This window comes from Muriicola sp. Z0-33 (assembly GCF_026126425.1).
Lineage (GTDB): Bacteria > Bacteroidota > Bacteroidia > Flavobacteriales > Flavobacteriaceae > JAFMPW01.
Genome location: NZ_JAFMPW010000001.1, coordinates 254,892 through 267,721, shown reverse-complemented (window position 1 = coordinate 267,721; position 12,830 = coordinate 254,892). Strand labels below are relative to the sequence as shown.

Sequence of the window (12,830 nt, the reverse complement as noted above, 5' to 3'; positions counted from 1 at the left end):
ATTATGTACAGTAAAATTAAACAACATTTAACTGAAGAACTGGCTAATATCAAAGAAGCAGGTTTGTATAAGGAAGAAAGAATAATTACATCTGCTCAGGGGGCGATTATAAAAATAGATTCCGGAGAAGAGGTAATAAACTTTTGTGCAAACAACTACCTGGGGCTCTCTGCCCACCCAGATGTTATTGAAGCCGCCAAGGAGACTATGGATTCTCATGGTTTTGGGATGTCTTCGGTAAGATTCATTTGTGGAACACAGGATATCCATAAAAAGCTCGAAGAAAAAATAGCTTCCTTCTATGGTACTGAGGACACTATACTTTACGCCGCCGCTTTTGATGCCAATGGCGGGGTTTTTGAACCCTTGTTCACCGCAGAAGATGCCATAATCTCAGATGCCCTGAACCATGCCTCAATTATTGATGGAGTTCGTTTATGTAAAGCCAAGCGTTATAGATATGCCAATAGTGATATGGCAGACCTGGAAAAACAATTAATACAGGCTGATGCTGATGGCAGCAGGTTTAAGATTATTGTTACCGATGGGGTATTTTCTATGGATGGCCTGGTGGCCCCTCTGGATCAGATATGTGATCTGGCAGACCGTTATGATGCTTTGGTTATGATAGACGAATGCCATGCCACAGGTTTCATTGGACCAACTGGCAGGGGTACCTTAGAAGAAAAAGGGGTTACGGACAGGATTGATATTATTACCGGCACCCTCGGGAAGGCACTCGGAGGGGCAATGGGAGGCTATACCACAGGGAAAAAAGAGATAATTGAAATACTAAGACAACGATCACGACCTTACTTGTTTTCCAATTCGCTGGCCCCTGCTATTGTCGGGGCTTCTATTAAGGTATTTGATATGATAGAGAACGACTCCTCTTTAAGAGATACCCTGGAAAAAAACACCAACTATTTTAAAAAAGGCATGAAGGAAGCAGGGTTTGATATTATCGACGGCGATTCTGCTATTGTGCCTGTAATGCTATACGATGCTAAATTATCACAACAAATGGCCAATTTGTTATTGGAAAAAGGCATCTATGTAATAGGATTCTTTTACCCCGTAGTCCCGAAAGGAAAGGCAAGGATAAGGGTGCAGTTATCGGCCGCGCACACGCAAGAACATCTGGACCATGCCATCAATTCATTCATTGAGGTTGGAAAACAGTTAAAAATCGTTTAAGTGCTCGTTTTTGCTTATGAAATGCGTTAAAAAAAATGGGAAATTGATTTTGTTAATAATTTTTAACAACTTACATTTGCAGCTAATAAACACTTAAACTTAAAATTTTGAACATGAAACAGCTTAGCAGATTATTGGTTGTTGGCCTACTTATAATAGGGTTTAACAACGTACAAGCGCAGGATGAGAATAATCCTTGGCAAGTTAGCTTTGGTGTAAACGCAATAGACGTTTATCCTACTAATGACTCGGATGCCGCTTATCCTACCGGTACATTATTTAGTGAGTACTTCAACGCAAATGATCACTGGAACATTTTACCATCTATTTCTTATGTAGCCGTATCCAAATCAGTGGGTGATGGTTTTTCTGTAGGTGTTAGAGGTTCTTTAAACAGAATCACCAAATTAGGTGATGTTAGTGCAGACGATCTTTCTCACTATGCTGTTGACGGTACAATCAAATATCAAATCCTAAAAAATACCACTATTGATCCATTTATCGAAGTAGGTGGTGGATATACTTGGGTTGATGAAATTGGAGCTGGTACTGTTAATGCAGGTATTGGAGCTAATTTCTGGTTTACTGATAATATTGGTTTTACAGTCCAAACTCAATACAAGCATGCCTTCGAAGACTATGGTGTAAAGCACTTTCAGCACTTAGCCGGTATTGCTATCAAGTTTGGTGGTACTGACACTGATGGTGATGGTATCTATGACAAAGACGATGCATGTCCTGAAGTTGCTGGTTTAGAAGCTTTCAACGGATGTCCTGATTCTGACGGTGATGGCATCGAAGATGGTAAAGACAGCTGTCCTGACCAAGCTGGTTCAAAAGAAATGAACGGATGTCCTGATGCTGACGGCGATGGTATTGCTGACAAAGATGATGCTTGTCCTAACGAAGCTGGTCTTGCCGCTCTAGGTGGATGCCCTGATGGTGACGGTGACGGAGTTGCTGACAAAGATGATTCTTGTCCTGCTGAAGCTGGTCCTGCTGAAAACAACGGATGCCCTTGGCCTGATAAAGATGGTGACGGTGTATTAGACAAAGATGATCAATGTCCGGATGTTGCAGGTACAGTAGCTAACGCTGGTTGTCCTGAAGTAACTGAAGAGGTTCAGAAGCAATTAAACGATTACGCAAGAACTATCTTATTTGATACTGGTAAATCTTCAATTAAAGCAGAATCTACTTCTGTAATGGTAGATATCATCCAGATTCTAAATGAGTATCCTAATGCTAAATTTACAGTAGAAGGACACACAGATAGCGTAGGTAGTGCTAAACTTAACCAGACACTTTCAGAATCCAGAGCTAACTCTGTTAGAGATTTCTTGATCGACAAAGGAATTGGTTCTGATAGATTATCTGCTATAGGATACGGAGAAGATAAGCCTATTGCTACTAATAACACAAGAGCAGGTAGGACTCAAAACAGAAGAGTTGAAATTAACTTGGTAAAATAAGAGTTACTTTCTTTAAATAAATTAAAAGCCCTGACAGTTTTGTCAGGGCTTTTTCTATTTTTAGACATGCAAAGTTTTTTGGAAGAAGTTGTTGATGAGGTATGGAAGAAATATGACTCCCTGGAAGATCTTGTTTTTATACTTCCCAGTAAGCGTGCAGGTAGTTTTTTAAGAAACATTTTCGCAAGCACCACAAAAAAAACCCTTTTTTCTCCACAGATTTATAGTATAGAGAGCTTTGTAGAGAAGATCTCAGGACTTACAAAGGCCAGCAATACCCAACTGCTATTCGAGTTATTCAACTCCTATAATGAAGTAGTCTCTGGTGAAAAAGAAAATTTCTATGATTTTACCAAATGGGCCCAAATGGTACTTCAGGATTTCAATGAAATAGATCGCTATCTTATATCACCGGATAAGCTTTTCTCTTATCTGACAGATATTCAGGAATTAAATCACTGGTACCTGAAATCCGAAAAGACTCCCCTGATACAGAACTATCTAGAATTTTGGAAGCAGCTGCCCCTATTGTACCAAAATTATACAGAACGCCTGGTGGAACTTGGTATAGGATATCAGGGTCTTATTTATAGAATGGCTTGTGCAAATCTGACCGATTATCTGAATGCTAAGAAAGAGGTTGTGCATATTTTCATTGGATTTAATGCCCTTAACACTGCTGAATCTTATATTATTCAGGAAATTCTTTCCGAAAACAATAGTGATATTTACTGGGACATTGATTCCTCTTTTCTAAACGATCCTATTCATGATGCCGGTTACTTTATTAGGCAGCATAAGAGGCAATGGAATTTTCTTCAGAAACGCCCGCTAAAAGGTATAAGCAATCATTACAACGGTCAGAAAATGATTCAGATAGCCGGTATTCCAAAGAACGTTTCACAGATGAAGTATGTTGGGTATATTTTGGAACAACTGCGCCAAGACGCTGATGAACAATTAACAAATACCGCCGTTGTCTTAGGGGATGAAACCCTCTTGAATCCGTTACTGAACACTGTCCCTCAAGCCATTGAATCGGTTAATATAACTATGGGTTTCCCCTTGTCAAAAACCCCTTTGTCAGGAATGTTTAAGCAGTTTTTTGAATTGTACTTACAAGAAGACAAAAGGGGGCTCTTTTATAAAAATGTTTTCGCTTTCCTCTCCAACAATTACATACAGATGATACTGCTCGGAGAGGATACAAATGCCCTTTCTGCCCTTATCAATGAAATAAGGAAAAATAATTGGGCCTATATCACCACTGAAAATTTAATTGGTCTTCAGGATAAATTTAGTATCCCGCTTTTATTATTGTTTTCAGAGCAAAAAGCTTTACCAGAGTCCTTTTTAGAAAGATGCCTGCAACTTGTAAATATCCTTAAGCAAAAACTGGAGGCTGCTGAGGATTATACCGGCCTGGAATACCTCTATCATTTCCATACGCTTTTTAATCAGCTAATGGCAATGATTAAATCCTTTCCTTATATAAAAGACCTTAAGACCTTATATAGTCTTTTCAAGGAATTACTCTCTTCAGAAACCATAGATTTTCAGGGTGAACCTATGCAAGGACTACAAATTATGGGGATGCTGGAAAGTAGAAATCTGGATTTCGAGACAGTTATCATTACTTCGGTAAATGAGGGCATCTTGCCCTCTGGGAAATCCGGTAATTCTTTTATACCCTTCGATGTAAAGAAAGAATTTAAACTCCCCACTTATAAGGAGAAAGATGCCGTATATACCTACCATTTTTATCGATTGCTTCAACGGGCAAGAAATATCTATGTCCTGTATAATACGGAGGCCGACGTTTTGGAAGGAGGAGAGAAAAGTAGATTTATAAACCAATTATTAACGGATAACAATAAAAACAAGCAGATAACGCATCTTATCGCCACACCCTTAATCAATACAGCAACTGTCTCCCTGCAACATATAAAAAAGGATGATCAATTAATGACAGATCTTAAAAAACTTGCTCTCAGGGGGCTGTCTCCTACAAGTTTATCAGAATATATTCGAAATCCCATCGATTTTTACAAAAAAGCAGTTTTACAAATTCCCAACATTACTGAAGTAGAGGAAGCCATAGCTGCCAACACTTTTGGAACTATTATACATGATGTATTAGAAGAGCTCTATACCCCTTTTATTGGCTCAACACTATCCTCGGAAAAACTGGAAACTCTAAAACCACTTATTACTGATCTTGTAGGGAAGCATTTCAAAAAGACCTACGCTAACTATAGCTCCTTAAGCGGTAAAAACCTAATAGCCTTTCATGTGGTCTGCCGGTATATTCATAATTTTTTGGACCTAGAAAAAGCAGAAGCAGATGCCCATAGTATCAGAATTTTAGGCCTGGAAGAAAAATTATCAATAGAAATGCACATTCCCGGAATAGATTTCCCGGTTCTTCTAAAAGGCAAACTGGACAGGATTGATGAAAGAAACGGTACATTAAGAATAATAGACTATAAAACCGGGCTAACTAATAAGAGCGATGTGGAAATTTATGATTGGTCCAAAATCACAACAGATTACGCCTTTTCAAAAGCCTTCCAATTGCTCTGCTATAGCCTCATGTATTCTCATAAAAACCCTGTCTCTAAGATAGAAGCTGGTATTGTTTCATTTAAGAACCTCAACGCTGGTCTGCTTTCTTTTGGTATAAAACCAACAAAGAGTAGTAGAAAAAGGGACCCCGATATTACGCCAGAATCTATTAATTTATTTAAATCGGAACTCTACAGGCTTATTTCGGAAATCTTCGCGCCCGAGATAGCATTTGAAGAGAAAGAAGTTTAAACTACTTCTTGTCCGGTCTGCTTGGTCTGACCTCAATCTTACTGGGTAATGTTCTTGGGTGCATTTTGAGTAAATCTATCACCAATTCGCCAATATCTTCTGGCTGTATTTTCCAAGCGTCCTTTTCTGATGGTTCGTTGTTATTAAAATGCGTGGCCACAGAGCCAGGCATAATGGTAGATACCTTAATATCGTATTTTCTGAGATCGAGCATCGCTGCCTGTGTAAACCCAACCACCCCAAATTTTGTCGCATTATACCCAGCTGCAGTTGGGAAGAAGTTAGTGCCGGCCAGGCTGGCAAGGGTAATATAGTAACCCCTTGACTGCTTCAGGGCTTCTACTGAGGCTTTCAGGGTGTAAAACACCCCATCCAGGTTGGTGCGGATCATGGCCTGCCAATCTTCATAAGACAATTCATCTACTGGCGCAAAATGCCCAACTCCGGCATTGGCCAGTACTACGTCTAGCTTCCCCCACTTTTTAAGTATTTCATTCACAACATGTAATTCATCCTCGGGCTGCGTTACATCAGAAGTTACACCTAACACTTCCCCAAAGGCACTTAGTTTTTCAGCAGCGTTTTGAATGGCCTCCTCTGATCTTCCGCTTATTGCTACCTTCAGGCCCTCCTGGAGTAACTTTTGTGCCACCCCAAAACCTATTCCTTTTGAGCCTCCTGTAATATAGGCCACTTTACCTTTTAATGTATCCATGAAATATAATTTTAGACTAAATTACCAGAAAGCTGGCGTAGAATAAAGCGCAATTGACTAATAATTTCATAAAAATAAAATGATGGATGAATTTTGATACTTTGGTAAAAAGTATTTCCTTTGGACTCCTAAAGTCAGGGGGATTAGCTCAGCTGGCTAGAGCGCTTGCCTGGCAGGCAAGAGGTCACCGGTTCGACTCCGGTATTCTCCACCAAGAAAACATAGGCCTTCACAGATGTGAGGGCTTTTCTGTTTTTTCTCAATGCACAGTTTGTGCACACTTTTGAAAATTTCTTCTTTTTCAGATAAAATTTAACATAAATAGACTGAATTCAAGTCAAATGAGCATAAATAATGGTGCCATAAAACCTTGGTTTTACGAAACTCGGGGAAACTAGTTAAGTTAAATGCTAGAAACTATTTATAGAGTATTCTTTTGATCTCCTTCGTAATTTCAATTGTATTATTGACATGCTTATTTGATATCGGAATAATAGTACAACTATCGTCTATAAGGTGCGTAGATATGACGCTAAACCCATTGATGCTTACACGAATGGCGTACCCACTTAGGCCCGAGATGTTTATCCGAGAGGGTAACAAACCATCCATAGTTGCTACTCCGGTTTACGGGAAGAAATACGAAAATATTGACAAAATCCTGTATCAGTGCTAAATGATTGAATTGATAATTGCGTATTGACTTGTATTGTTAACCGATATAATATCAGAAAAAGGTATACTTCATTAGTTTTTGTGTTTATGTTTTATTGAAGTAATTTCAACTTTACTTCTATTATACCAAACAAGAAAATCAATTATTGCCCAGTATCAAGGGCAATCCAGAATCGCCATTGCCAACTATGACTACTTTTGAATTAGGTGATTTCGCTAGTTCCAATGTTGCATCGATACCCTTGTCGCGCAATATCATATTGGTCAAGGAAGCACTTAGAATACGGTTCGCATCCGCCTTTCCCTGTGCTTCAATGGTCACTTTTTCGGCTTCCTTTGTAGCCGTGACCAAACGAAACTCGTATTCCAACGACTCTTGCTCTTGTTTTAGCTTACGCTCGATAGCCTCCTTGATAGTACCCGGCAAAGTTACATCCCGTACCAGTATCTCATTGAGCTGAATATATTGGCCGTCGACGATTTTTTTGGTTTCCTCATAAATCTCGGCCTGTATTGCATCTCGCTTACTGGAATATAGCTGCTCCGGGGTATACCGCCCCACAACGCTTCTTGCCGCCGACCGTATCGTAGGCAATAGTACCCGTTGAATGTATTCCGACCCTTTTTCTTGGTGCAGCTTTCCTAAAAACTCCCGCTTTGGTTCAAACCAAGCAGAGGCGTCCAGTTTTATTTCCAATCCGTTGGAAGAAAGTACCTGCATTTTTTCAAAAACTTCCTGCTGTCTAACCTCGTATATAAAAACCTTGTTCCAGGGTGCCACGATGTGAAAACCCTCGCCCATTGGTGGTTCGTCGGTCACAACGCCTCCACTAAAAGTTTTGTACAATACGCCCGCTTGTCCTGAATCGATTATTATAGTGGATTTTATTATTAAAATAACCAGTATAATAATTACAACTATCGCTGGTATCGCGAACTTTGGTAATCTGAACATTATCTTTTCGTTTAAATCCATACTGTTTATCTTAATATTGGTGATGTTCCCGTAGTTATCATGTTATTACGTTCTTTTATATTATTGAGCGACTATTCATAGCCACTTTTTATAATCGTCGAAATCATTTTGGACCGTTCATTGGCTTTGATGGTATTTTGGGAATTGGCAGGAATGATAATGGACTGACCTGTTTCCAAAGTCTGCGAACTGTTGTCGATTATGATTTCGGCACGTCCTTCGATGAGTTGGATAAACCTATCGAAGGACGATATTTTTTCCGTTATGTTTTCGCCCTTATCAACGGAAACGGCGGTTACGTTACCTGTCGTTTTTTTTATGATGGTTTTTATGACCACCGCATTGGGAACATATTCGATAATCTCTACGATTATAAAGGCTTTTGAGTTCTCAACTGCTGTATTTTCCATTTCTAAATTTTGAAGGATGGGGTGTTTCAAGGCCTCCCATGCTTTCCAAGAAGCCTGAATTTAAAGTTGAGGGATTTTAAGGTATAATATGTTACACTGGAAAGAGGAATAGTTATAGTATTCCCACATTTATTTTATGGATGTGATAAACAATAAAAGCCTCATCGTCAAGACTATGAAGCTCTTTTTAAATTTATTTCTGAAGATTACAGATCCTCTAAATTTCCAAAGCGATGCTTTTTTAATTTTTTAAAAAACGAGGGCGTGAGCCCGGTAACTTTTTTAAACTGGTTCGATAAATGGGCAACGCTACTATAGTTTAACTTATAGGATATTTCCGTAAGATTTAATTCATCATATAGCAATAGTTCTTTGACCCGTTCAATTTTATTTATAATGATGAACTGTTGAATGGTAATCCCTTTTACCTCAGAAAAAGTATTGGCCAAATAGGTATAGTCATAACCTAATTTTTCGGCAATGTAATTCGAGTAGTTTACTTTGGGCAATTCATCTGAATAATGGATCATTTCAATGATTACGGCCTTGATTTTTTCAATCATTATCTTCCGCTTATCGCCTAGCAATACCAGACCGTAGGCCTTTAGGTTATCACGTAGTTGTTCCCGTTGAGAATCTGTGATGTCTTCTAAAATCTCGATTGTTCCAAGGTCTACGTTCACATAATGTAGGCCAAGCTTTTGAAGTTCTTGCTTAACCACCATCTTGCAGCGCAAACTTACCATGTATTTAATATATATGAGCATTGAGATTTTGAATGAGTTGTTCTTAAACAAATGAAATGATGAAATAATTAAAATTTGATTTGCATAACTCTGTCTTTATGTAATACAAGAAACAAAAGCAACTATGTGGTTACCTTGTACGATATAGGTATAAGAGGGTTATGCAGAATAAAAATAGAGAATCAGCTTACGAAAGAGAATATTGTCCTGATCTTCTCCCTTTAAATAAGGTACCCAGTAATATACGATAATCTGCCGGAAACACCTCTTCCTCTTAAACTAATAGTTCAAAGATATATCTGCAACCGGGTTTGAGGCGTATTATAAATTTCTAAAGGTTCAGCCTCAGGTATTTGAAAAAGAAAAAATGAGTAATTGGAAAACCTGAGATATCTGTAACTTTTATATTTGGTTATGTAACAAATTTTTAATGGTTCTGTTGCACCTTTAACTAGGGATATTTTTAAACCTAGAGCCCTCTAAATAATAAGATACATATGGATATAATGAAAAAGAAGCATTTGCTTTATGCAATTCTTGAAAAATTGAGAATTTTCCTCAGGCCGTTTTATGATAACGGCAGTTCGCTTAAGACAGAAGAGAGTAATCGCCAAAAGATTTATAAGCCGATTTACGCCAAATCGAAAAATAATAATGGTAAGAAAGCAATCGAATTGATACTTCCAAAGAGATAATTTAAATTAGTTGGTTAGTGCTTTCAATTTTTTTTAAAGCCGGGAAAAGAGCAGGAACTGAAAAACACTGCTCTTTTTCGTAAAAAGGCAAATATGTCGGTATTGCATCAACCATTGTTTTTGTGAAGCAATTTTATATCTAAAGTAGCAATGATAAAGTAAACACCATGAGAAAATGCGCAATCTGTTTTGTGTTTTTGTTAATAATGTTGGGGGTCGCTGTTTCACTTTAATAAATCAATAAAAAAATTATGTCGAGAGAAAAAGAAGGAAAACAGAAATCAGGAAAAACAACACCCTCTAGTACGCCTAAAGAGAAAAAAGCCGCCAAAAGGGCAAAACGGGATGCCAAAAAAAGAGCGGAATAGAGGAGAAGGGACACTACTTTATACTATTTAATCATGGACACGGGTGAATTTGAAAAATCCCTTACGTTTAACCTAGCTGATATACTGGAGTTCAAGTCCAATGCCATTGTGGTAAAAAACATAAGTGTTCAGAATAATTGTGTCATACAGGCATTTGCATTTGATTTTGGTAAGGTATTGTCCCATAAAGAATCCCCATTTATTCGCTTCATTCATATTATTGAAGGAAAGGCCGAGGTTGTCATAGACGCTAATTCCACCTTTATGCAGAATGGGGATTCCATACTAATCCCTGCATGTTCTTCCAGTTCAATTGAAGCAAATCATAAATTCAAGATGATTTGTACTACTATTAAAGACTAACCATACATCATGAATGTATTTTTAGGAATTGACACAATGGTTTGAAATAGGAGGTGTAGTATGCGCTAAGGTAAGTCTTTCAATAGCACTTGTTGTACGATTGTATGCTCCTAGAATGGACTTCCGTACCCTTCAGAACGGACCTGTAGCAAATGAACCGGTCTATTATGAGGGGAATTAAAACCCTGTGAAGATCTCACTATTGATTTGGACAATTTAATATTAGAACTTATGAAAGCTAAAGCTTTGGTTTATTGTGAAAATGAATTTGGCAGTATAGACGGTAAAGTGGCCAATGGACTTATTCGGCAATCGGAGATTTATGATATCGTTGGAGTCATTGATAGTTCGAAAGCTGGTCAGGACGCTGGCGAATATCTTGATGGTGTAAAAAATGCCATTCCCATTTTCGAAAGTATAACACTTGCCTTGGGAGAATTAAATGCTATTCCTGAATATTTTATCTACGGTATCGCCCCACTCGCTTCCTTTTTAAACGATGAACAAAAGGAAGTTATTTTTACTGCTATGAAAAGTGGGATGAATATCGTTAACGGTCTTCCAGAGTTTTTCAACGAGAATACTCAATTTGCCCGTATGGCCCGTAATTATGGAGTAACCATACTGGATATTAGAAAACCTCCAAAACGTGAAAACCTCCATAATTTTTCAGGACGTATTCAAGAGGTAAAGGTTCCGATAATCACGGTAATGGGAACCGATTGTGCAGTGGGTAAAAGAACCACGGCATTAGTATTGGTGGAAGCCCTACGGAATGAAGGTTTGAACGCAGTCTTTGTGACAACTGGTCAAACAGGCTTGCTACAAGGCTCCAAATATGGGGTGGCCATAGATGTCCTAACTTCTGGGTTTGCTACCGGTGAAGTTGAAAATGCCGTAATAAATGCCTATGAGCAAGAACAACCAAATATTATTGTTGTTGAAGGCCAGGGAGCTTTAAGCCATCCTGCATTCACATCTTCAAGTGCTATTCTACGAGGGGCAATGCCCGATGCAATAATCGTACAACATCCTCCAAAGCGAAAAAGTTACTGTGACTATCCTAAAATTCCTTTATTGGACTTGGTAGACGAAATTGAAATGATAGAGGTGTTTTCTAAATCAAAAGTTATCGCCATCACCATTAACCACGAAAATATGACCCAGCCTGAAGTGAATCAGATTATACAGCAGTATGAATCTGAATATAATCTGCCCGTTGCAGATGTGTTGATACATGGATGCGATAAACTGGTAAAGGAGTTAATCAAAATATTTCCAGAGTTAAAAAGAGAGTCGGTGTTGGTTTGAAACTACCTAGGATAGATATAGATTTGGAAAAAATCGCCCACAACGTGCAACAGTTGAAAACACTGTATGGTGCTAAGGGAATTAATGTAATAGGGGTCACCAAAGTGATCGGAGGGAATCCAATAATTGCTGACATCTTGGTCAAGAATGGCATTGAAATTCTTGCAGACTCTAGAATTTCGAATATTATAAAAATGCGAAAAGCGGGTATACGGGCACAATACCTGTTACTCAGAACACCTGCGCTCAGTCAAGTGGAAGAGGTAATTATCCATACCCACATAAGTCTAAATTCTGAATTGGAAGTTCTAAAGAAACTCTCGGAATATGCCTCAAGAAACCATATCATACATAAGGTTGTTCTTATGGTGGAGCTTGGAGACTTACGGGAAGGGATTATGCCTTCGGAAATGAATGCCATTGTAAAAGAGGTGCTAAAATTGGAAGGCCTGGCCTTGGTAGGTATAGGAACGAATCTTGCATGCTTTGGCGGAATAAGCCCTGATGCAAATAAAATGAACGTATTGTCGTCAATAGCTATGCGTTTGGAAGAAAAATTTAAAATTACCCTGGCAATGATCTCCGGCGGAAACTCTGCAAATTACAACTGGTTTACCTCTTCAAAAGATGTGGGCAGAATAAATAGCTTACGATTGGGCGAATCTATTTTTTTAGGTAGGGAAGCACTTTGTAGAAAACCGATACCAGGACTTTTTACCGATATCTTCACTCTAATGGCCGAGGTTATCGAAGCAAAACGAAAACCATCACAACCTTATGGGGAAGCATGTCAAAACGCGAATGGTGACACTCCAAAGTTTGAGAATAAAGGCTTGATGGATAGGGCCGTTCTCGCAATTGGAACGCAGGACGTCATAGTTTCAGGAATTACTCCAAAACAAAAAATAATTGTGTTGGGGGCTAGTAGTGATCATATGTTGATAGATAATACCGAAACAAGTTTAAAAGTGGGCGATACTGTAGCCTTCGACCTCAATTATTGTGCGCTATTAAGGGCATTTGGCACCCCAAACATTTCAAAAAACACGATCAACCTATATGAATGTGCAAGCATACTGTGACGC

General features: G+C 38.5%; 10 protein-coding genes and 1 tRNA gene. 7 read left to right on the top strand and 4 right to left on the bottom strand.

Going from position 1 to position 12,830, the window contains the following annotated elements; all coding sequences use genetic code 11:
- The first annotated feature begins 3 nt into the window (after positions 1-3).
- From kbl to J1G40_RS01145, 3 genes are all read left to right on the top strand, one after another.
- On the top strand, positions 4-1,197 hold the full coding sequence (kbl, locus tag J1G40_RS01155) for a glycine C-acetyltransferase (RefSeq protein ID WP_265240434.1): 1,194 nt from the start codon (positions 4-6) through the stop codon (positions 1,195-1,197).
- A gap of 113 nt (positions 1,198-1,310) precedes the next feature.
- The gene (locus J1G40_RS01150) at positions 1,311-2,669 is read left to right on the top strand and encodes an OmpA family protein (protein WP_265240433.1); all 1,359 of its coding nucleotides are present in this window, start codon (positions 1,311-1,313) and stop codon (positions 2,667-2,669) included.
- Positions 2,670-2,735: 66 nt separating this feature from the next.
- Positions 2,736-5,486: a PD-(D/E)XK nuclease family protein gene (locus J1G40_RS01145; protein ID WP_265240432.1), complete on the top strand. Its 2,751-nt coding sequence runs from the start codon at positions 2,736-2,738 to the stop codon at positions 5,484-5,486.
- Position 5,487: 1 nt separating this feature from the next.
- Here the strand turns inward: J1G40_RS01145 and J1G40_RS01140 are convergent, their stop codons facing one another.
- Positions 5,488-6,201: an SDR family oxidoreductase gene (locus tag J1G40_RS01140; RefSeq protein ID WP_265240431.1), complete on the bottom strand. Its 714-nt coding sequence runs from the start codon at positions 6,199-6,201 to the stop codon at positions 5,488-5,490.
- 137 nt (positions 6,202-6,338) lie between these two features.
- Between J1G40_RS01140 and J1G40_RS01135 the strand changes: the two genes are divergently transcribed.
- Positions 6,339-6,415: transfer RNA gene (locus tag J1G40_RS01135), tRNA-Ala, on the top strand.
- A 600-nt stretch (positions 6,416-7,015) separates the two neighbouring features.
- On the opposite strand, the gene J1G40_RS01130 is transcribed toward J1G40_RS01135, so the two are convergent.
- The 3 genes from J1G40_RS01130 to J1G40_RS01120 all read right to left on the bottom strand — a co-directional run bounded on the left by J1G40_RS01130 (position 7,016) and on the right by J1G40_RS01120 (position 9,008).
- Complete coding sequence (locus J1G40_RS01130; protein WP_265240826.1) at positions 7,016-7,831, bottom strand: prohibitin family protein; 816 nt, start codon at positions 7,829-7,831, stop codon at positions 7,016-7,018.
- 92 nt (positions 7,832-7,923) lie between these two features.
- A complete protein-coding gene (locus J1G40_RS01125) occupies positions 7,924-8,262 on the bottom strand; it encodes a cupin domain-containing protein (RefSeq protein WP_265240430.1) in 339 nt (112 codons plus the stop codon).
- Between the two features lie 206 nt (positions 8,263-8,468).
- Positions 8,469-9,008, bottom strand: coding sequence for a helix-turn-helix domain-containing protein (locus tag J1G40_RS01120; protein WP_265240429.1), 540 nt, complete (start codon positions 9,006-9,008; stop codon positions 8,469-8,471).
- A 1,096-nt stretch (positions 9,009-10,104) separates the two neighbouring features.
- On the opposite strand from J1G40_RS01120, the gene J1G40_RS01115 reads away from it, so the two are divergent.
- From J1G40_RS01115 to J1G40_RS01105, 3 genes are all read left to right on the top strand, one after another.
- The gene (locus J1G40_RS01115) at positions 10,105-10,434 is read left to right on the top strand and encodes a cupin (protein WP_265240428.1); all 330 of its coding nucleotides are present in this window, start codon (positions 10,105-10,107) and stop codon (positions 10,432-10,434) included.
- 231 nt (positions 10,435-10,665) lie between these two features.
- Positions 10,666-11,745 carry a DUF1611 domain-containing protein gene (locus J1G40_RS01110; RefSeq protein ID WP_265240427.1) on the top strand — a complete coding sequence of 360 codons (1,080 nt, stop codon included), beginning with the start codon at positions 10,666-10,668 and terminating at the stop codon, positions 11,743-11,745.
- Entirely contained in the window at positions 11,742-12,827 is a 1,086-nt protein-coding gene (locus J1G40_RS01105) for an alanine/ornithine racemase family PLP-dependent enzyme (protein WP_321160185.1), read from the top strand. Before J1G40_RS01110 ends, J1G40_RS01105 begins: the two co-directional genes overlap by 4 nt.
- Positions 12,828-12,830 lie beyond the last annotated feature (3 nt).

Coding starts and splice junctions, on each gene's coding strand:
- J1G40_RS01145 (WP_265240432.1), top strand. CDS start 2,736: ATGCAAAGTTTTTTGGAAGAAGTTGTTGATGAGGTATGGAAGAAATAT.
- J1G40_RS01110 (WP_265240427.1), top strand. CDS start 10,666: ATGAAAGCTAAAGCTTTGGTTTATTGTGAAAATGAATTTGGCAGTATA.
- J1G40_RS01140 (WP_265240431.1), bottom strand. CDS start 6,201: ATGGATACATTAAAAGGTAAAGTGGCCTATATTACAGGAGGCTCAAAA.
- kbl (WP_265240434.1), top strand. CDS start 4: ATGTACAGTAAAATTAAACAACATTTAACTGAAGAACTGGCTAATATC.
- J1G40_RS01130 (WP_265240826.1), bottom strand. CDS start 7,831: ATGTTCAGATTACCAAAGTTCGCGATACCAGCGATAGTTGTAATTATT.
- J1G40_RS01120 (WP_265240429.1), bottom strand. CDS start 9,008: ATGGTAAGTTTGCGCTGCAAGATGGTGGTTAAGCAAGAACTTCAAAAG.
- J1G40_RS01115 (WP_265240428.1), top strand. CDS start 10,105: ATGGACACGGGTGAATTTGAAAAATCCCTTACGTTTAACCTAGCTGAT.
- J1G40_RS01125 (WP_265240430.1), bottom strand. CDS start 8,262: ATGGAAAATACAGCAGTTGAGAACTCAAAAGCCTTTATAATCGTAGAG.
- J1G40_RS01150 (WP_265240433.1), top strand. CDS start 1,311: ATGAAACAGCTTAGCAGATTATTGGTTGTTGGCCTACTTATAATAGGG.